Source organism: Streptomyces sp. HUAS MG56 (assembly GCF_058673395.1).
In genome coordinates this window covers 3,485,664-3,505,285 of sequence record NZ_CM178722.1, presented here as the reverse complement: position 1 = coordinate 3,505,285, position 19,622 = coordinate 3,485,664, and the positions used below count along the sequence as shown (strand labels likewise).

Genomic DNA, 19,622 nt, shown 5'->3' with positions numbered 1-19,622 from the left:
CCTCACCCCCCGGCCGCCTCGGGGACCTCGCGCGTCCGCGCGCCGCCCGGGTCCAGCAGCTCGCGGATCAGCCGCAGTTCCGCCTCCGCCGGTTCCCGGGTGTGGGGCACCTCGTCCGGCACGGCGAGCGCGAAGCCCGTCGCCTCCCGCACCTGCTCCACGCTCACCCCGGGATGCAGCGAGGCCAGCCGCATCGAGTGGTCGGGGGTGGCGAAGTCGAAGGCGCCGAGGTCGGACACCACCCGCCCGAGGCGGTGGAAGCGAGCCGCGCCGCCCAGCCCGGCCGCCCGGTCGTACCCCACCCCGCAGACCACGTCCACCCGCTCCACGAACACCCGACGGGAGTGCCTCGGGATCCAGTAACTCGTCGGATTGTTCAGTGTGTTGAGCGGTGCTCCGCGCATTCCGAGCAACTGGCGGCGGGGGTGCGCCCAGTCGCCGATGCAGGAGATGTTCTGGTTGCCGTACCGGTCGATCTGGCTCGCGCCCATCATCACGTGCCGGCGCCCGCCCGCCACCAGCTCCAGATGCTGCCGGTACGGCAACCAGCCCTCGGGTGTGCCGTCCGGGCCGACCAGCAGGGCCTCGCCGTCGGTCAGCAGCAGGTCCGGCGCGAAGGTCAGCCGGGCCAGCCGCGCCCCCAGCGAGGGGATCAGACCCATCGGGCTCGCCAGGATCTCCCCGGCCCCGCGCCAGGCCTCGGCGCAGGCGATCACGCAGTACTCGGCGCGGGTGGGCGGGGGAAGGGGGGCCCGCGTGCCCGCCGTCTCCGGTGTGTTCGTTTCCGATGCGTTCGTCTTCGGTGTGCTCATCCCGTCTGCTCCTTCCGCCACTTCCGCACCGCCGCCCGATAGGTCTCCTCGTCCGGGCCGAGGAACCGCTCGGCGAACTCCGGCCAGGGCGTGGTGGCGTAGAGCCGCTGGAACTCCTCGTCCCTGTCGTAGTCCGGTGCGCAGGACGTGAAGTGCGCGCCGTTCGGGGCCTCCACCACGCCGGTCACCGCGAGGCGTTTGAGCAGCAGCGACTGCGGAGGCGCCGCCTTGGTCAGCTCGGCCGTGTCCACGATCCGTTCGCAGGAGACGTAGGCCGCGTCCGCCGCCGCGCAGAACAGGTCGTCGAAGTAGGGATCCGGGCCCAGGTACTGTCCGTTGCCCAGCCGGTCGGCGCGGCCCATGTGGACCAGGGCCGCGTCCAGCCGCAGGGCGGGCATCGCCACCAGCGTCTCGCCGTCCTCGTACGGCGACGTGACTGTCTTCAGGTGGGGGTTGATCCGCATGACGTCCGAGCCGAGGCCCGCCCGCACCGGCAGGAAGGGCAGCCGGTGCGCCGCCGCGCGCAGGCCTGAGAGGAACATCCCTTCGTCGACCTCCGTCAGCTCGAACCCGGCCCGCTCGCGCGCCGCCCGGTAGTGCGGTTCGAGCGGGATCGAGTCGAGGGTGACGAAGGCGGTGACCAGCGTGCGGATCCGGCCGGCCGCGGCCAGCATCCCGACGTCGGGGCCGCCGTACGACACGACCGTCAGGTCCGTGATGCCCGTCCGCAGCAGGGCTCTGACCAGCGTCATCGGCTTGCGCCTCGATCCCCAGCCGCCGATGCCGAGGGTCATCCCGCTCCGCAGCCGGGAGACCACCTCGTCCGCGCTCATCGTCTTGTCGCCCACCTACGCGCCCTCCTTCCCTGACGTTTCGCTCTCTGCCGATGCGCCGCCGTCCCCGGCTGTGCCGTCGCTCCGGGCCGCGCCGTCCCTGACGTCCGCACCGCTCCTGCCGTCCGCGCCACCCCTACTGCCCTCTGCGCCCCCGCCCTCGTCAGCCGTCCCGAACGTGTCGCGGACCCGGTCCGCCAGTCCGCTGAGGTTGGCCTCGAAGGTGAAGCCCTGTTCGAAGCGGTAGCTGCGGCGGACGTCGACCGGGTCGATGCCGTTGATCGCGGCCTTCGCCATGCGCAGCAGCCGACCGTCCTTCGCGGCGATCTCGCGCGCCAGCGCCAGCGCCGCCTCCCGCAGTTCCGGCCGGGGTACCACCCGCCACACCGAGCCGTGCCGGTGCAGCTCGGCGGCGCTCGCCGTGCGCCCCGTGTAGTACAGGGCGCGCATCAGGTGCTGCGGGACCAGCCGGGCCAGATGGGTCGCGGCGCCCAGCGCGCCCCGGTCCAGCTCGGGCAGTCCGAAGGCGGCGTCCTCGCTCGCCACGATCGCGTCCGCGTTGCCCACCAGGCCTATGCCACCGCCCAGACAGAAGCCCTGCACCGCCGCGACCACCGGGACCGCGCACTCGTACACCGCCGCGAAAGCCTCGGAGCAGCCGTGGTTGGCGCCGATCAGGGCCTCCCGGCCGGCCGCCTGTATCTCCTTGATGTCCACGCCCGCGTTGAACCCACGGCCCTCGGCGGCCAGCACGACACAGCGGACGTCCGCGTCACGGCCGGATTCGCGCACGGCCGCGGCCAGCTCGGACCAGCCGCGCACCGGCAGCGCGTTCACCGGCGGGAAGTCGACCGTGACGACGGAAATCCCTTTTTCCGGGGACGAACGGGAGACACCCATGGCCGCATCAGCTACCTTTCCACCAAACATTTGTTAGGTGCGATGGCTTCGAAGCTAGCAGCCTGCGCGGACAAGCGGGAGGCCCTGTGGATAACTCGACGGCGCGCCCTGTGGGCAACGCATCGCGCGCCACCACCGTGGTGGTCACCGGCGGCACCCGGGGCGTCGGCGCCGGGATAGCGCGGGCCTTTGCCGAGGCCGGAGCCCGTGTCCTGGCCTGCGCCCGCCGTCCGCCCGAACTTCCCGTCGACGGCGTGGAGTTCGCCCCCCTCGATCTGCGCGATCCCCCTGCCGTACGGGACTTCTTCGCCGGGCTGCCCCGGCTGGACGTGCTCGTCAACAACGCCGGAGGCACCCCGTACCGGCTGCTGGCCGACGCCGACGCCGAGCGGCACGCCAGGGTCGTCGAGCTGAACCTGATCGCCCCGCTGACCGCGTCCCTCGCCGCGTACGAGCACCTGCGGCGCAGCCGGGGCTCGGTCGTCATGGTCGGCAGCGTCAGCGGCACCCGGCCCTCGCCCGGCTCGGCCGCGTACGGCGCCGCCAAGGCGGGCCTGGCGAACCTGGCCGCCTCCATGGCCGTGGAGTGGGCGCCCGAGGTCCGCGTCAACACGCTCGTGGTCGGCATGGTCCGCACCGAACTGGCACATCTGCACTACGGCGGCCCGGACGGCGTCGACGCCGTCTCCCGCACCGTCCCGCTCGGCCGGCTCGCAGCCCCCGCCGACGTCGGCGGCGCGGCGGTCTTCCTCGCCTCCGACGCGGCCGCCTACATCAGCGGAGCGAGCCTGCACGTGCACGGCGGCGGGGAGCGGCCCGCCTTCCTGAACGCCACAACAGCCAACCGTCAACCGGGAGATGTGAGATGAGCGCACTCTGCGACGGCCGGGTCGTCGTCGTCACCGGCGCCGGCCGCGGTCTCGGCCGTGCCCACGCCCTCGCCTTCGCGGCCGAGGGGGCTCGGGTGGTCGTCAACGATCTGGGGGTCGGACTGGACGGAGCCCGCGACGCGAAGAGCCCGGCCGAGACCGTCGTCGCCGAGATCCGGGCCGCCGGCGGCGAGGCGGTGGCGCACGGCGGCGACATCGCCACGGCCGAGGGCGCCGCGTCGCTGGTCCGGACGGCACTGGAGGCGTACGGCCGGCTCGACACGCTCGTCAGCAACGCCGGTTTCCTGCGCGACCGGATGCTCGTCAATCTCGACGAGGACGACTGGGACGCCGTGATCCGCGTCCACCTCAAGGGGCACTTCCTGCCGCTGAGACACGCCGCCGCGCACTGGCGGGCCGAGGCCAAGACCGGGCGCACGCCGGTGGCCCGGGTCGTCCACACCAGCAGCGGCGCCGGACTGCTGGGCTCGGTCGGACAGGGCAACTACAGCGCGGCCAAGGCCGGGATCGTCGGCCTGACCCTGGTCGCGGCCGCCGAGCTGGCCCGCTACGGCGTCCAGGTCAACGCCGTCGCGCCCGCCGCCCGCACCCGTATGACGGAGCGCACCTTCGCGGAGACGATGGCGGCTCCGGCGACCGGTTTCGACGTCATGGCGCCTGGGAACGTCTCGCCGCTCGTGGTCTGGCTGGGCTCGGCCGCGAGCGAGGGCGTGACGGGCCGGGTGTTCGAGGCGGAGGGCGGCCGGATCACGGTCATGGAGGGCTGGCGGCCGGGCCCCACCGCCGACAAGGGAGCACGCCGGACCCCGGCCGAGGCGGGCGAGACGGCGCGCGAACTCCTGGCGGCGGCGAAGGAACCGGGGCCGGTGTACGGCGCCTGAACCCCTCGGGGCTCCGGCCCACCGGCGGGAGACGGGCTACGTGTCGCACTCCAGCACCGTCCGGCACACCCCGCACCGCGCGCGGACGCGCCCTTTCACCGGCACCCGGATCCGCTGGTGGCAGGTGGGGCAGGGGAAGCTGACGCGGAGGTGGCCGGCGGGGTCGGGGGTGAAGGCGTAGGAGGCGCCCGGCGCGGTGGAGGGCGCGTGCCGGCGGTCGTGGGCGTAGCGGCGCCGGCCCGCCCAGCCCGCGCCGGTCAGCGGTGGCTGCTGCTCGTCCCGGCGGGCCTGGGCCATGCCCTTGGTGTAGGCGGTGTAGGCCTGCGGACTGGTGAACCACACCGACGGGTCCTCCTGGAACAGCAGCGCCCGCTTGGCCAGGACGTAGCCGAACTCCTCGGGGGTGAGATAGCCGAGCTTCTGCGAGGAGACCGCGTCCTCCCGGTAGGCGTCCAGCAGCAGCCAGCCCGCGCCCAGGTAGGTCGTCACCGTGTCCGTGAGGATCTCGTTCTCCGCCGTGGTCGGGAAGGAGAGGTCCAGGCGGTGCAGATAGACGTGCGCCACCTCGTGCGCGAGGGCGGCGCCGATGTCCCGGCGATGTGTGCGGAAACGGTCGTTCAGCTCGACGAAGTACTCGGGACCCGCCGCCAGTTCGACGTTCGCCGCGTGGGTCATCTCCCGGAAGCCGACGATCAGCCGCGCGTCCGGCAGCCGGAAGTGCCGCACGATCTCGTGGGCCACGCGCTGAGCGCCCAGGTGCAGGTCGTCGGTGTCGCAGAAGGCCACGTCGGCGGGGGCCAGACTGGTCGAGAACGTCTGGACGGTGTCGTAGGACAACCGCCTGTACAGCGCGTTGACGGCGGCCCGCACCGTCTCCAGGTGCGGATAGCCGTGCTCGACGGGTCCGCCGTTCGCCACGTCCGCACCCCCAATGACGCCGGAACTCCTCTCCACTCTAGGCGCGGCGGGCCGCCGGTCATACGGGGCACAGGCGGGGCGCCCGCCGGGCCGGGGGGCTCTCCTCCAGCTCCAGCACCCACAGCTCGTTGTCGCCCTCCCGCAGCACCGGACCGGGGACGTACAGGGACCGCTGGGGGCCCGCCGACCAGTAGCGGCCGAGCCCGAAGCCGTTGATCCAGACGAAACCGCGCGTCCAGCCGGGCAGCTCCAGCCGGGCGTCCCCGGCCCCGCGCACCGTGAGCGTGCCCCGGTACAGGCCCGGGGCGCCCTCCTGTGGCGGCGGGCCGAACGGCACCGCGTCCACGCCGGCGTCGAAGGCGTCCAGATCCAGCCCACGCGCGCGTACCCCGTGCAGGAACTGCCGCTCGTGCACGATGCCCCCGGTGACGCCCTTCGCCTCGCCGAGCCGGGGCCCGTAGTTCACCCGGCCCAGGGACTCCACCCACAGCTCCACGTGCGCGGGGCCCGCGACGGGCTCCTTCAGGACCGGCTCCTCCTCGGTGAGCACCCCGGCCCGCGCCCCGTCGACGTACACCACCGCCAGATCCCGCAGCCCGCGCACGCCGAGCGGGTACGGCTGCCGCGGCCCCGGCACCTCCACCACGTAGCGCACCAGCCCCCGGGTGACCCCCAGCTCCTCGAAGGACGGCGGCACGGGCGTCGTACGCTCCTCGCCGCCCAGCGTCTCCAGTACGGCGTCCAGCCCTGCCCAGGCGGTGAGTGACGCCTCGGACGGTGACTCCAACACGGGGGGCCGCGGCGGAAGTTCGGGCAGCGGGCCGGAGTCGTACGCGGTGAGGACCTCGCGGAACGCCCAGAACTTCGCGGTGGGGCGGCCCTGTTCGTCGACCGGGGCGTCGTAGTCGTACGACGTCACGTCCGGCTCCAGCGGGCCCTCGTGCAGCGCGCCGCCGCCCCGGTTGGCGCCGGCCCAGCCCCCGAAACTCGTGCCGCCGTGCGCCATGTACAGGTTCACCGAGGCCCCCGCGTCGAGGATCTCCCGCAGCGCCCCCGCGGCCTCGTCGGGGTCGCGTACGACGTGCTCGCCGGACCAGTGGTCGAACCAGCCGCACCAGAACTCCATGCACATCAGCGGGCCCTCGGGGCGGTGGCGGCGCAGCGTCTCGAAGGCCACGCGCGCGTGCGAGCCGAAGTTCACCGTGGCGAGCACCCCGGGCAGCGAACCCCCGGTCAGCATGTGGTCCTCCGGCCCGTCCGAGGTGAACAGCGGGACCGTGACCCCTTCCGCACGCAGCAGGTCGGCCAGCTCGCCCAGATGGCCGGTGTCGCTGCCGTAGCTGCCGTACTCGTTCTCGACCTGCACCATGAGCACCGGGCCGCCGCGGTCCAGCTGCCGGGGCACGATCTCGGGCAGCAGACGGCGGAACCAGGCGCGTACATGCGACAGATACCGTTCGTCGCGCGTACGCGCGCGTGTGCCCACCTCATGTGTCAGCCACGCCGGCAGGCCGCCGTTCTCCCACTCGGCGCAGATGTAGGGGCCGGGCCGCACGATCGCCCACAGGCCCTCGTCCCGGGCCGCGTCGAGGAACCGGCCGAGCGCCTGCACGTCCCGGAACGTGCCGGGGCGCGGCTGGTGCAGATTCCACGGGACGTACGTCTCCACGCAGTTCAGGCCCATCGCCCGCAGCATCGCGAGCCGGTGCCGCCACTGCGCCTCGTGCACCCGGAAGTAGTGCAGGGCCCCGGACAGCAGCCGTACCGGTCGCCCGTCCAGCAGGAAATCGCTTTCCCCCACCGTGAACTCGCTCATGCCGCCCAGCCTCGCCCCTGGCGGAGCGCCACGCCATGGACGAAGATCGGCGGTGCTTGGACAAAACGCCGCTCGGCGGGAATCCGTGGTGGCCGACGCCGGGAGGAGCGCCGATGTACCAGACCTGGATGCGGTTCTTCAGCCCTGCTCCCGCCCACCACCGCCTCGGTCTGGTCTGTCTCGGCGTCGGCCTCCAGCACGGCGCGCTGCCCACGGTCGGCCCGCGCACCCTCGACCACCACGTGGCTGTCGTGATCAGCTCGGGCGGCGGCTGGTACCGGGCCGCCGACGGCCGCCGTACGGCCGTCACCGCGCCCGCGCTGCTCTGGCTCACGCCCGGCGTGCCCCACCACTACGCGCCCGACCCGGGCACCGGCTGGGACGAGGGCTTCGTCGACTTCACCGGGCCCGCCGCCGCGACGTACACCGAGCTCGGCTACATCGAGCCCGAGCGGCCCGTCGTACCGCTCTCCGACGCCTCCGGGCCCCGCGCGGTGGTCGCCCGCATCGTCCGCGCCGCCCGCCGGGGCAACCCCCTGCTGGAGGTGGAGACCGGCGCCGCCGTGCACGAACTCCTCGTCGCCCTGCGCCGGGCCCGCGCCGACCTCGCCCCGGACGGCGACCAGGTGCTGGAGGCCCTCGCCCGGGACGCCTGCACCCCGATGAGCGTCGCCGACCACGCACGCGTGCACGGCATGACCCCCGCCGAGCTGCGCGGCGCCGTCCGCCGGGCCGCCGGGTGCAGCCCCAAGGACTACCTGCTCGGCATCCGCCTCGCCCGCGCCAAGGAACTCCTCGCCGCCACCGAGCTGCCCGTCGCGGCCGTCGCACGCCGCGTGGGCTACGACGACCCCGCCTACTTCTCCCGGCTCTTCAGGCGCCGTGTGGGCCTCGCCCCCGTCCGCTTCCGCGCCCAGCAGGGCCGTGCCGTCCCCGGCGGCTGGAGCGACCGGGTGCCGGACCCCGCCGACCCCCCGATGATCCACTCTCCGGACACCCCGTAGACGTGGGCCGCCAACCGCATAGGGTTGACGGCCATGACCACCAGCAACACCGGCACCGGTGACATGCAGCCCGAGGTCCGCCTGGAACTGGAGCGGCTGCGCGACAGCATCGACAACATCGACGCGGCCGTCGTCCACCTGCTCGCCGAGCGGTTCAAGGCCACCCAGCAGGTCGGCCGGCTCAAGGCCGTGCACCAGCTGCCGCCCGCCGACCCGGGCCGTGAGTCCCGCCAGATCGAGCGGCTGCGCCGGCTCGCCGAGAACGCCAAGCTCGACCCGGCCTTCGCCGAGAAGTTCCTGAACTTCATCATCGCCGAGGTCATCCGCCACCACGAGCGCATCGCCGAGGACACCGCCAACGCCCAGCCCGTGGAGGACTGACCCGGAGGAGGGCGCGGGGTAGGGGCGGAGCGGGCGCGGGGCGCTCCGGCGATCGGAACGGGCCCGGTCGACGTTCCGGACATATGCGGCGAACCAGTCCACCCCCTGTCCGCTGTCAGTGCCATCGGGCAGCATGGCCTGCATGTCCGTACTCACGCGCGACGAAGCGCAGCTCCGAGCACAGCTCCTCGACGTCCACCGCTACACGGTCGAGCTGGACCTGACGACCGGGGACGAGACCTTCGACTCCCGCACCGTGATCCGCTTCACCGCGCGGTCCGCCGGGGACACGTTCGTCGAGCTGAAGCCCGCGGAGCTGCGCACGGTCACGCTCGACGGACAGCCCCTCGACCCGGAGTCGCTCGCCGACGGCCGGCTGCCGCTGGAGAACCTCACCGCGGGCGAGCACGAACTGCGTGTCGACACGGCCATGCGCTACTCCCGCACCGGCGAGGGCATGCACCGCTTCACCGACCCCAGCGACGGCGAGGCGTACGTCTACACGCAGATGTTCATGGACGACGTCCAGCGTGTCTTCGCCGCCTTCGACCAGCCCGACCTGAAGGCCGTCTTCGAGGTCTCCGTCAGGGCGCCCGAGGGGTGGACCGTCCTCGCCAACGGCGTCACCGAGCAGCGCGCCGACGGGGTCTGGGAGGCCGCGCCCACCCCGCTGATCTCGACCTACCTCGTCGCCGTCGCCGCCGGCCCCTGGCACTCGGTGCGCACCGAGCACCGCGGGCTGCCCTTCGGCATCCACTGCCGCCGCTCCCTCGCGCCGTACCTCGACACCGACGCCGACGAGATCTTCGAGGTCACGCGTGCGTGCTTCGACCGCTACCACGAGGAGTTCGAGGAGCCGTACCCCTTCGACTCCTACGACCAGGCGTTCGTCCCCGAGTTCAACGCGGGCGCCATGGAGAACCCGGGCCTGGTCACCTTCCGCGACGAGTTCGTCTACCGCTCCGCCGTCACCGACACCGAGCGGCAGACCCGCGCCATGGTCATCGCGCACGAGATGGCCCACATGTGGTTCGGCGACCTCGTCACCCTCAAGTGGTGGGACGACATCTGGCTGAACGAGTCCTTCGCCGAGTACATGGGCTACCAGACCATCGCCGAGGCCACCCGCTTCACCGACCCCTGGACCGAGTTCGCCGTCACCCGCAAGGCCTGGGGCTACGACGCCGACCAGCGCCCCACCACCCACCCGGTCGCCCCCGAGAACGTCGACGACACCGCCTCCGCGCTGCTCAACTTCGACGGCATCTCCTACGCCAAGGGCGCCTCCGCGCTGCGCCAACTGGCTGTCTGGCTCGGCGAGAAGGACTTCCTCGCCGGCATCAACACCCACTTCGCGCGGCACAAGTTCGGCAACGCCACCCTCGCCGACTTCATCGACTCCCTCGCCTCCGCCACCGACCGGGACGTGCCCGGCTGGGCCGACAGCTGGCTGCGCACCACCGGCGTCGACACGCTCACCCCCCGGATCGCCTCCGCCGACAGCACCTTCACCCTGGCCGTCGACCGCACGGGCAGCCGCCCGCACCGCCTCACCGCCGGCCTGTACGACCGCGACGTCGCCGACGAAGGGCACCTGGTGCTGCGCGAGCGCCGCGAGCTCGACGTCCCGCAGAGCGACCCACAGCCTCTCGGCAGGCGCCCCGCGCTGCTCCTGCTCAACGACGGCGACCTCACCTACGCCAAGGTCCGCTTCGACGCCGACTCCTTCGAGGCGCTGCGTGCCGGACTGTCCGGCCTGCCCGACCCGCTCACCCGCGCGGTCGTCTGGAACGCCCTGCGGGACGCCGTGCGCGACGGCGAACTGCCGCCCGCCGCCTACCTGGAGACGGCCCGCGCCCACCTGCCGCGCGAGACCGATCTGGCGATCGTCCAGGGCGTCCTCGCCTTCTCCTCCGGTCAGATCGCCGACCAGTACCTGAGCGCGCGGGAACGCCCGGCGGCCCTGTCCACCCTCACCTCCCTCTGCCGCGACCTGCTGCGCCGCACCGAGGACGGCGACCACCCCGGCCTGCGCCTGATCGCCGTGCGGCACTTGATCGGCGTCGCCGCCCACCCCGACACCATCGCCGCCTGGCTCGCCGACGGCACGGTGCCCGGCGGGCCGGAGATCGACCCGGAGCTGCGCTGGCGCATACTCGCCCGGCTCGCCGTCCTCGGCGCCACCGACGAGGCCACGATCGCCGCCGAGCTGGAGCGCGACCCGAGCGCCACCGGCCGCGAGGGCGCCGCCCGCTGCCGCGCGGCCCTGCCGGACCCGGAGGCCAAGCGCGCGGCCTGGGAGGCCATGTTCACGGGCGACGACCTGTCCAACTACCTCTTCACGGCCACCGCACAGGGCTTCTGGCAGCCCGAACAGGCCGATCTGGTACGGGAGTACGTGCCGCGCTTCTACCCGGACGCGGTCGCCGTCAGCGCCCGCCGCGGCCCCGCCATCGCGCAGGCCGCCGCCCGCTGGGCCTTCCCGGTGCACGCCGTCGACGCCGAGAACGTGGCCCTCGGCCAGGCCTGTCTGCGCGACGCCGATCCCACCCCGGCCCTGCGCCGGACCCTCGCCGACCGCCTCGACGACCTCTCCCGCGCCCTGCGCGTGCGCGGCGGGCAGGAGACACCGGGGGAGCCGCACGAGACGCGGGAGGCCCAGGGGGTGTAGAGGCAGCACCGTGATCGTAGTGACGGGAGCGGCCGGCAACGTCGGCCGCGCCCTCCGCCTCAACGCGCGGGCGGGCATGACTCCGCAGGCATAATCCCAACGCATTTTCCCCGCACGGCAGTACCCACTTTCGGGTTCTGATCGTCGGTATTTCGGGACACACGGGCCACTTCCCGTACAAGCTGGAAAGTGAAGGCCGGCCCGAGAGCGCCCGAAAGCGGAGGACAGCCGATGCCCGGTGACCACCCTCTGCCCGCCCCGGCCCTCGCCTCGGGATCCGGGAGACCCGACGGCTCCGCAGCCCTGCGCCCCCTGCTCGGCACCGTCCTCGACGCGCTCGCGGCCGGTGCCCGGGCGCGGGGCGGGCCGGTGCCCGCCGGGGGACCCGAGGCGGTCGCGGCGCGCGTCGCCGACGTGCTCGGGGACGCGCTGCCGGAACGCGGTGACCCCGACGCCCTGCGCACGCTCGTGCAGGCCCTCGCCGAGGGTGCCGCCGACCCCGCCGACCCGCTGTGCGCGGCCCACCTGCACTGCCCGCCGCTCGCCGTGGCCACCGCCGCCGACCTCGCGGCGAGCGTGCTCAACCCGTCCCTGGACTCCTGGGACCAGGCCCCGGCCGCCTCCGTCCTGGAAGCCGCGGTCACCCGCGCGCTCGCCCACGCGGCCGGGCTCGCCGACGCCCTGGTCACCACCGGCGGCACCGAGTCCAACCAACTCGCCCTGCTGCTCGCCCGCGAGGCGCACGGCGCCGGCGTCCGGCTGGTCTGCGGGACGAACGCCCACCACTCGCTCGCCCGTGCCGCCTGGCTCCTCGGCCTGCCCGATCCGGTCGTCGTCCCCGCGCCGAGCGGCATCCTCGACCCGGCCGCCCTGGACGACGCCCTCACCACGCTCCCCGGTCCGCTGCTGGTCGCCGCCACCGCCGGCACCACCGACGCCGGCCTCATCGACCCGCTCCCCGAGATCGCGGGCCTGTGCGCCGCCCACGGCACCCGGCTGCACATCGACGCCGCCTACGGCGGAGGCCTGCTGTTCAGCGACCGGTACCGGGACCGACTCGCCGGACTCGAAGCCGCCCAGACCGTCACCCTCGACCTGCACAAGCTCGGCTGGCAGCCGGTCGCCGCGGGCCTCCTCGCCCTCGCCCGCCCCGCCGAACTCGCCGCGCTGCACCAACGCGCCGACTACCTGAACGCCGACGACGACACCGAGGCAGGCTTCCCCGACCTGCTCGGCCGCTCCCTGCGCACCACGCGCCGCCCCGACATCCTCAAGATCGCGGTCACCCTGAAGACCCTCGGCCGCACCGGACTCGGCGCCCTGGTCGACCAGGTCTGCGCCCACGCACGCGCGTTCGCCGCCCTGGTCGACGCGCACCCCGGCTTCGAGCTGTACGACCGGCCGGCGATCAGCACGGTGCTGTTCCGGCCGGCGGGAGCCGACGACGACGCCGTGGCCGCCGTACGCCGCCGGCTGCTGCACGAGGGCCGGGCCGTCCTCGGGCGGGCCCGGCTCGACGGCCGGCTCTGGCTCAAGGCCACCTTCCTCAACCCCCGCACCCGGCCGGACGACCTGACCCGGCTGCTGGAACTCACACACACCCGGCCGGTGAACCCCGCAGAAGCCGGTCGGACGGAACCCGCAGAAGAAGGCACCCCCGCATGAGCAACCCCCCACGCCACGAGCCCGCCTCCCCCCGCGACCTCGTCGGCATCGGCATCGGCCCCTGCAACCTCTCCCTGGCCGCGCTCGCCCACCCGCTCGCCGAACTCGACGCCGTGTTCTACGAACAGCGCCCGGGCTTCGACTGGCACCCCGGCCTGCTCATCGAGGGCGCCACCATCCAAGTCCCGTTCCTCGCCGACCTGGTGACCCTCGCCGACCCCACCAGCCCCTGGAGCTTCCTGAGCTTCCTGCGGTCCCGCGAGCGGCTCTTCCCCTTCTACTTCGCCGAGCGCTTCCACATCCAGCGCGCCGAGTACGACGCCTACTGCCGCTGGGTCGCGCAGAACCTGCCCGGGCTGCACTTCCGTCACCAGGTCGACTCGGTGCGCTGGAACCCCGAACGGGACGTGTTCGAGGTCGACTTCGCCCAGGTGGGCGCCGAGGGCGAGGCCGAGGCCCTGGGCCGTACGTACACGCGCAACATCGTCCTCGGAGTCGGCACCGCACCCCATGTGCCCGACCCGCTCAAGCCGCTGGTGGACGCCCCCGGGGTGCCGGTCGTCCACGCCGCCGACTACCTGGACCACCGCGCCGCCGTCCTGGCCGCCGAACACGTCACCGTCGTCGGCTCCGGACAGTCCGGCGCCGAGGTCTTCCTCGACCTGCTGCGCCACCGCCCGGCGGGCTGCGAGCAGCTGCACTGGATCGGCCGCAGCGAGGCGTTCGCGCCGATGGAGTACTCCAAGCTGGGCCTGGAGCACTTCACGCCCGACTACACGCGCTACTTCCACGCCCTCGCCGAGCCCGTCCGCGACCGGCTGATCGCCGCCCAGTGGCAGCTACACAAGGGCATCGACGCGGGCACCCTCGCCGCCATCCACGACGAGCTGTACCGGCGCACCCTGCACGGCGGCTGGCCCGACGCCGTCCTCACCCCCGGCGTCCGGGTCCGCACGGCCGGCCGGATCGCGACCACCCAGGTCGAACTCCATCTGGAACACCTCCAGCAGGGCACCCGCACCCGGCTCACCACCGGCGCCGTCGTCCTCGCCACCGGCTACCGGGAGCGCCCGCTCGACCGCATCCTCGCCGGGCTCGACCCCTACATGCGCCGCGACAGCAGCGAACGCCCGCGCATCGACGAGGAGTTCCGGCTCGTCCTCGACCCGTCCGTGACCGGCTCGGTCTACGTCCAGAACGCCGAGCTGCACACCCACGGCGTCGGCGCGCCCGACCTCGGCCTCGCCGCCTGGCGCAGCGCCACCATCATCAACTCGCTCACCGGAAAGAACCCTTACCCGCTGGCCGAGCGAACGGCCTTCACCACCTTCGGACTTCAGGACGGTCTGCCACGGGTGCCGCAGGCCCGGCAGGCCGTCCTGCAGCTGACGCCCCTCGCCGACGGAAGGTGAGAACCTCGCGAGGCCGGAAGAATCCCAGCGACGGCGGTGTTGGCGGTTTCCATGACCACGACATGGATCGCCGCCCACCGCACCGCCGTCATCGACCCCGACGAGGACTTCGCGCTCTTCCAGAGCCGGGGCTTCACCGATCAGACCGTACGGCAGACCCTGCGGCTGGCCGGGGGAGGCGAGGCGGTACGGATCATCCTCAGCAACCGTTACGGCAAGAAGCCACTGGAGATCGGCGGCGCGCACGTCCGGGGCGACGGGATCGACACCCCGCTCACCTTCGACGGGACCGGGGCCGTCACCGTCCCGGCGGGCGGGGACCTCGTCTCCGACCCCGTCGAGCGGCCCGTCACCGCGGGCCAGGTGCTCACGGTCGGCGTCTATCTGCCCGGTGACACCGGCCCGACGACCTTCTCCGCGGTGCCGTACGACATCGGCCGGGCGGCCCCCGGCGACCAGCTGACCGCGCGGACCCTGCGGGATGCCGAGGAGGTGCCCACCGGACACTTCGGGATCGGCGCCGACGTCCGCGCGCCCGAGGGCACCAAGATCGTGGTCGCCTTCGGGGACTCCTGGATCGAGGGGGCGGCCACCACGCCCGGCCTCGACAACAGCTTCCCCTCCCAGCTCGGCCGCCGGCTGCCCCACGGCTGGATCGTCAACCAGGGCATCTCCGGCAACCGCCTGCTGACCGACCAGATCGGCGAGCGCCTCCTCGCCCGCGTCGACCGGGACGTCCTCGCGGTGCCGGGCGTGAGCCACGTCCTGATCCACATCGGCCTCAACGACCTCGGCCTGCCGGGCCACATCGCCTTCCCCGACCCCGGCGAGCCGCCCACGGCCGACGCGCTCATCGCCGGGCTCACGGCCCTCGCCGACCGGCTGCACGCCGCCGGGCTGACCGTCGTCGGCTCCACCATCGGCCCGTACCGCGGCACGGTCTACGACGGCTACGACAGCGAGGCCGGGCAGGCCGTCCGTCGCGAGGTCAACGCCTGGCTGCTGGGGCAGGAGCACCCCTTCGACGGCATCGTGGACGTCGCCGCCGCCGTCGCGGACCCGGCCGAACCCGACCGGATCCGCGAGGAGTTCGACAGCGGTGACGGCCTGCACGTCAACGACGCCGGCGCGAAGGCGATCGCCGAGGCCGCCGAGCTGTCCCTGCTGAGGCTCTGAAGGCTCCGGAAGCCCTGCCGGATGCCCCGCAGGGAAATTCGCTCATCGGAGCGAGTGACCGCACAATTCAACACTTGTCAACGGCCCTTTACTCAAAGGTTGTTGAGTGGTCATGTGGGGCCGATTCTCTACCGGCGGGTAAGGCCTAGGCTCAAGGTATGCGCCGAGCAAAGATCGTCTGTACTCTGGGGCCCGCCACCGACTCGTACGACCAGATCAAGGCACTGGTCGAGGCCGGAATGGACGTCGCCCGCCTCAACCTCAGCCACGGCACGCACGCCGATCACGAGGAGCGCTATCAGCGCGTACGAAAGGCAGCCGACGAGACCGGCCGCAGCGTCGGAATTCTCGCCGACCTTCAAGGTCCGAAGATCCGGCTCGGCCACTTCGGTGAAGGCCCCGTACTCCTTGAACGCGGCGACGAGTTCACCATCACCGTCGAGGAGGGCGTCGCGGGCGACCGCCACCGGTGCGGCACCACCTACGCCGGCCTCGCCGCCGACGTCACCCCCGGTGAGCGCGTCCTCGTCGACGACGGCAAGGTCTGCCTGGAGGTCACGGCCGTCGACGGAGCGTGCGTGCACACCCGGGTGGTCGAGGGCGGCATGGTCTCCGACCACAAGGGGCTGAACCTCCCCGGCGTCGCCGTCTCCGTCCCCGCCCTCTCCGCGAAGGACGAGGACGACCTGCGCTGGGCGCTGCGCGCCGGCGTCGACGTCATCGCCCTGTCCTTCGTGCGCAGCGGGAGGGACGCCGAGGACGTGCACCGCATCATGGCCGAGGAGGGCCGCCGCCTCCCCGTGATCGCCAAGGTCGAGAAGCCGCAGGCCGTCGAGAACCTCGACGAGATCGTCGCCGCCTTCGACGGGATCATGGTCGCGCGCGGCGACCTGGGCGTGGAGATGCCGCTGGAGCAGGTGCCGATCGTGCAGAAGCGCGCGGTCAAGCTCGCCCGGCGCAACGCCAAGCCGGTCATCGTGGCCACCCAGATGCTCGACTCGATGATCGAGAACTCCCGCCCGACCCGTGCCGAGGCCTCCGACGTGGCCAACGCCGTCCTCGACGGCACGGACGCGGTGATGCTCTCCGGCGAGACCAGCGTCGGCAGGTACCCGGTCGAGACCGTGCGCACCATGGCGAAGATCGTGGAGGCCGCCGAGGAGGGCATGCTCGCGGCGGGCCTGCCCCCGCTGACCGAGAGCAACAAGCCGCGTACCCAGGGCGGCGCGGTCGCCCGGGCCGCCGCCGAGATGGGCGACTTCCTCGGCGCGAAGTTCCTGGTCGCGTTCACCCAGTCGGGAGACACCGCCCGCCGGCTGTCCCGCTACCGCTCGCCGATCCCGCTGCTCGCGTTCACGCCGGAGCCGGCCACCCGCTCCCAGCTCAGCTTCACCTGGGGCGCGGAGACCTTCCTCGGCCCGCACGTCGACTCCACGGACGCCATGGTCGACCAGGTGGACGAGCTGCTCCTGAAGTACGGCCGCTGCCGCAAGGGCGACGTCGTGGTGATCACGGCCGGCTCCCCGCCCGGGGTCTCCGGCTCGACCAACATGGTCCGGGTCCACCACATCGGTGAGGACGACAGCCCGAAGTAGTCACGGGTGACACGAAAAGGGCCCCTCGGTCGAGGGGCCTTGCATGTCTTTCTACACTGACCTTGGGATCCAAGGAAAAGTGCCCCGGGTCGGACTCGAACCGACACTGTACGGGTTTTGAATCCGTTGCCTGCTGCCAATTGGGCTACCGGGGCTCGCAGAATCCAAGGTTTCCCCCGACCCTCCGCGCGTCCACCATACCGTAGCTAGGTAGGCTCTTGTCAGCAGTACCCGTGCCCTGAACGAGGAGCCCCCGTGACCGCCGAGTCGCCCCAGCCCGTAGACGCGCCCGACGACGACAAGTCGCACGTGCCTCCGCTGACGACCCGCGTCGTCATCGCCGAGGACGAGGCCCTGATCCGGCTCGACCTGAAGGAGATGCTCGAAGAAGAGGGGTACACGGTCGTCGGCGAGGCCGGAGACGGCGAGCAGGCCGTCGAGCTGGCCCGCGAGCACCGGCCGGACCTGGTCATCCTGGACGTGAAGATGCCCAAGCTGGACGGCATCTCCGCGGCCGAGAAGATCGCCGAGGAGTCCATCGCGCCGGTCCTCATGCTCACCGCCTTCTCCCAGCGCGACCTCGTGGAGCGCGCCCGGGACGCCGGTGCCATGGCGTACCTGGTCAAGCCGTTCAGCAAGAGCGATGTCGTACCGGCGATCGAGATGGCCGTCTCCCGCTTCACCGAGCTGAAGCAGCTGGAGCAGGAGGTCGCCGACCTCACCCAGCGCCTGGAGACCCGCAAGCTCGTCGACCGCGCGAAGTCCATCCTCCAGACCGAGTACGGCCTGACCGAGCCGGCCGCCTTCCGCTGGATCCAGAAGACCTCCATGGACCGCCGCATGTCGATGCAGCAGGTCGCGGAGGCGGTGATCGCGGACAGCGAGGAGAAGAAGGCGGGCAAGAAGGGCTGAGCCCACCGCCCGTACGACGAGGCCCGTGCCCCGGAGAAGAGGGCACGGGCCTCGCCGTCGTCCTGGTCGGTCCTCGTCAGTCCTCGCCCAGATAGGCCTTGCGCACCGACTCGTCATGCAGCAGGTCCTGTCCGGTCCCGGACAGCACGATCGTGCCGACCTCCATCACATGCCCCTGGTCGGCCAGCGACAGCGCGGCCTGCGCGTTCTGTTCGACCAGCAGGATCGTCGTGCCCTGGGACTTCAGCTCGGCGATCGTCGCCATGATCTTCTGCATCATGATCGGCGACAGACCCATCGACGGCTCGTCCAGCATCAGCAGCTTCGGCTGGGACATCAGCGCCCTGCCCATCGCCAGCATCTGCTGCTCACCGCCGGAGAGGGTGCCCGCGGCCTGCTTCCTGCGCTCCCCGAGGATGGGGAACAGGTCGTAGGCGCGCTGGATGTCCTTCTCGACGCCCGGTTTGTCGCTGCGCAGGAACGCGCCGAGGCGCAGATTGTCCTCGATCGTCATGCGCGGGAAGATGTGCCGCCCCTCGGGGGAGTGGGCGAGGCCCAGCGCGACGATCTGATGCGCCGGGACCTTCTTCAACGACTTGCCGTTGAACCGGATCTGGCCGCCGACCGGCCTCAGCAGCCCGGAGAGCGTGCGCAGCGTGGTGGTCTTGCCGGCGCCGTTGGTGCCGATGAGGGTGACCACCTGACCGGCCTCGACCGTGAACGAGATGCCCTTGACGGCCTCGATCTTGCCGTAGGCGACCCTCAGGTCCTCGACTTCGAGCAGTGCGGTCATCGGTCGTTCTCCTTGCCGGGCGCGGCGTCGGTCGTGTTCTCGGAGTCCGCCGCGGCCGCTTCCGCGGGCTCGGCCGCCGCAGCAGTCCCGGTCTCGGCCGCCGCCTCCGCCGCCTCGACCTCGGCCACCTCCTCGTCGCCGGGCGCGTCCTCGAAGGGTTCGCCGAGGTAGGCCGCGATCACGCGCTCGTCGCCCTGGACGGTCGCGCTGTCGCCCTCGACCAGCTTCTCGCCCTGCACCAGGACGGCCACCCGGTCGCAGAGGTTGAAGATGAAGCGCATGTCGTGCTCGATGACGAGGACGGCGATGCCCTGGTCCCGGATGGCGAAGACCAGTTCCTCGGTGGCCCGGGTCTCCTGCGGGTTCATGCCGGCCGTCGGCTCGTCGAGCAGCAGCAGACCGGGCTCGCTGGCCAGGGCGCGGGCGATCTCCAGCTTGCGCTGCTCGCCGTAGGGGAGGTTGCGGGCGAGGTGCTCGGCCTTGCGGTCCAGGCCCACGAACCGGAGCAGTTCCATGGCCCGTTCGCGCGAGGCCGCCTCGGCGCGGTGGAATCCCGGGCCGCGCAGCAGCGCGGACCACAGGCCCTCCTTGGTACGGGTGTGGCGGCCGACGAGGACGTTCTCCAGCACGGTCATGTTGGCGAACAGCCGGATGTTCTGGAAGGTACGGGCGATGCCGGCCGCGGTGACCTTGAAGGACTTCGGCGGCAGCACCTGGCCCCGGTAGCGGACCTCGCCCTCGGTGGGCACGTACAGGCCGGTCAGGCAGTTGAAGAAGGTCGTCTTCCCGGCACCGTTGGGGCCGATCAGGCCGACGATCTCGCCGCTGTTGACGGTCAGGTCCACATCGCGTACGGCGGTCAGACCGCCGAAGCGCATGGTCACGCCGCGGGCGTCGAGGACGACCTGGCCGGGGGCGGGTGCGCCGGGGGCGGTGTCCTTCGTGGTGGTGTCGGTGGTCATC

General features: G+C 72.5%; 17 protein-coding genes and 1 tRNA gene. 10 read left to right on the top strand and 8 right to left on the bottom strand.

Features of this window, described 5'->3' with window-relative positions; genetic code table 11:
- Window positions 1-2 precede the first annotated feature (2 nt).
- The 3 genes from AC4OXY_RS16675 to AC4OXY_RS16665 are packed head-to-tail and all read right to left on the bottom strand — an operon-like array spanning window position 3 to window position 2,545.
- Complete coding sequence (locus tag AC4OXY_RS16675; RefSeq protein ID WP_491994149.1) at window positions 3-812, bottom strand: CoA-transferase subunit beta; 810 nt, start codon at window positions 810-812, stop codon at window positions 3-5.
- Complete coding sequence (locus AC4OXY_RS16670) at window positions 809-1,660, bottom strand: CoA transferase subunit A (RefSeq protein WP_356021146.1); 852 nt, start codon at window positions 1,658-1,660, stop codon at window positions 809-811. Before AC4OXY_RS16670 ends, AC4OXY_RS16675 begins: the two co-directional genes overlap by 4 nt.
- Window positions 1,661-2,545, bottom strand: a complete 885-nt coding sequence (locus tag AC4OXY_RS16665; RefSeq protein WP_491994148.1) for an enoyl-CoA hydratase family protein — start codon at window positions 2,543-2,545, stop codon at window positions 1,661-1,663.
- A gap of 110 nt (window positions 2,546-2,655) precedes the next feature.
- Between AC4OXY_RS16665 and AC4OXY_RS16660 the strand changes: the two genes are divergently transcribed.
- Window positions 2,656-3,414 carry an SDR family oxidoreductase gene (locus tag AC4OXY_RS16660; protein ID WP_356021149.1) on the top strand — a complete coding sequence of 253 codons (759 nt, stop codon included), beginning with the start codon at window positions 2,656-2,658 and terminating at the stop codon, window positions 3,412-3,414.
- On the top strand, window positions 3,411-4,316 hold the full coding sequence (locus tag AC4OXY_RS16655; protein ID WP_491994147.1) for an SDR family oxidoreductase: 906 nt from the start codon (window positions 3,411-3,413) through the stop codon (window positions 4,314-4,316). The genes AC4OXY_RS16660 and AC4OXY_RS16655 overlap by 4 nt, the downstream gene beginning before the upstream one ends.
- Window positions 4,317-4,352: 36 nt before the next feature.
- On the opposite strand, the gene AC4OXY_RS16650 is transcribed toward AC4OXY_RS16655, so the two are convergent.
- Window positions 4,353-5,234, bottom strand: a complete 882-nt coding sequence (locus AC4OXY_RS16650; RefSeq protein ID WP_356021152.1) for a hypothetical protein — start codon at window positions 5,232-5,234, stop codon at window positions 4,353-4,355.
- A 58-nt stretch (window positions 5,235-5,292) separates the two neighbouring features.
- Window positions 5,293-7,050 carry a glycoside hydrolase family 35 protein gene (locus AC4OXY_RS16645; RefSeq protein WP_491994146.1) on the bottom strand — a complete coding sequence of 586 codons (1,758 nt, stop codon included), beginning with the start codon at window positions 7,048-7,050 and terminating at the stop codon, window positions 5,293-5,295.
- Between the two features lie 113 nt (window positions 7,051-7,163).
- On the opposite strand from AC4OXY_RS16645, the gene AC4OXY_RS16640 reads away from it, so the two are divergent.
- The 7 genes from AC4OXY_RS16640 to pyk all read left to right on the top strand — a co-directional run bounded on the left by AC4OXY_RS16640 (window position 7,164) and on the right by pyk (window position 16,954).
- Complete coding sequence (locus AC4OXY_RS16640) at window positions 7,164-8,054, top strand: helix-turn-helix domain-containing protein (protein WP_491994145.1); 891 nt, start codon at window positions 7,164-7,166, stop codon at window positions 8,052-8,054.
- 33 nt (window positions 8,055-8,087) lie between these two features.
- On the top strand, window positions 8,088-8,435 hold the full coding sequence (locus AC4OXY_RS16635; protein WP_491994144.1) for a chorismate mutase: 348 nt from the start codon (window positions 8,088-8,090) through the stop codon (window positions 8,433-8,435).
- Window positions 8,436-8,577: 142 nt separating this feature from the next.
- Window positions 8,578-11,106, top strand: coding sequence for an aminopeptidase N (pepN, locus tag AC4OXY_RS16630; protein ID WP_491994143.1), 2,529 nt, complete (start codon window positions 8,578-8,580; stop codon window positions 11,104-11,106).
- A 231-nt stretch (window positions 11,107-11,337) separates the two neighbouring features.
- The gene (locus AC4OXY_RS16625; protein WP_491994142.1) at window positions 11,338-12,771 is read left to right on the top strand and encodes a pyridoxal phosphate-dependent decarboxylase family protein; all 1,434 of its coding nucleotides are present in this window, start codon (window positions 11,338-11,340) and stop codon (window positions 12,769-12,771) included.
- Window positions 12,768-14,183: a lysine N(6)-hydroxylase/L-ornithine N(5)-oxygenase family protein gene (locus AC4OXY_RS16620; protein ID WP_491994141.1), complete on the top strand. Its 1,416-nt coding sequence runs from the start codon at window positions 12,768-12,770 to the stop codon at window positions 14,181-14,183. Before AC4OXY_RS16625 ends, AC4OXY_RS16620 begins: the two co-directional genes overlap by 4 nt.
- Before the next feature lie 51 nt (window positions 14,184-14,234).
- Window positions 14,235-15,359 carry a GDSL-type esterase/lipase family protein gene (locus AC4OXY_RS16615; RefSeq protein ID WP_356021167.1) on the top strand — a complete coding sequence of 375 codons (1,125 nt, stop codon included), beginning with the start codon at window positions 14,235-14,237 and terminating at the stop codon, window positions 15,357-15,359.
- A 158-nt stretch (window positions 15,360-15,517) separates the two neighbouring features.
- Window positions 15,518-16,954 (top strand): pyruvate kinase, encoded by a 1,437-nt coding sequence (pyk, locus tag AC4OXY_RS16610; RefSeq protein ID WP_356021169.1) that lies wholly within the window; start codon window positions 15,518-15,520, stop codon window positions 16,952-16,954.
- Between the two features lie 80 nt (window positions 16,955-17,034).
- On the opposite strand, the gene AC4OXY_RS16605 is transcribed toward pyk, so the two are convergent.
- Window positions 17,035-17,109: transfer RNA gene (locus tag AC4OXY_RS16605), tRNA-Leu, on the bottom strand.
- A 100-nt stretch (window positions 17,110-17,209) separates the two neighbouring features.
- Between AC4OXY_RS16605 and AC4OXY_RS16600 the strand changes: the two genes are divergently transcribed.
- Window positions 17,210-17,866 carry an ANTAR domain-containing response regulator gene (locus AC4OXY_RS16600; RefSeq protein ID WP_356021172.1) on the top strand — a complete coding sequence of 219 codons (657 nt, stop codon included), beginning with the start codon at window positions 17,210-17,212 and terminating at the stop codon, window positions 17,864-17,866.
- Between the two features lie 76 nt (window positions 17,867-17,942).
- Here AC4OXY_RS16600 and AC4OXY_RS16595 read toward each other — a convergent pair whose 3' ends face one another.
- Together AC4OXY_RS16595 and AC4OXY_RS16590 are read right to left on the bottom strand one after the other, a co-directional pair.
- Window positions 17,943-18,659, bottom strand: coding sequence for an ABC transporter ATP-binding protein (locus tag AC4OXY_RS16595; protein ID WP_356021174.1), 717 nt, complete (start codon window positions 18,657-18,659; stop codon window positions 17,943-17,945).
- Entirely contained in the window at window positions 18,656-19,621 is a 966-nt protein-coding gene (locus tag AC4OXY_RS16590) for an ABC transporter ATP-binding protein (protein WP_356021175.1), read from the bottom strand. Before AC4OXY_RS16590 ends, AC4OXY_RS16595 begins: the two co-directional genes overlap by 4 nt.
- Between the last annotated feature and the right edge of the window lies 1 nt (window position 19,622).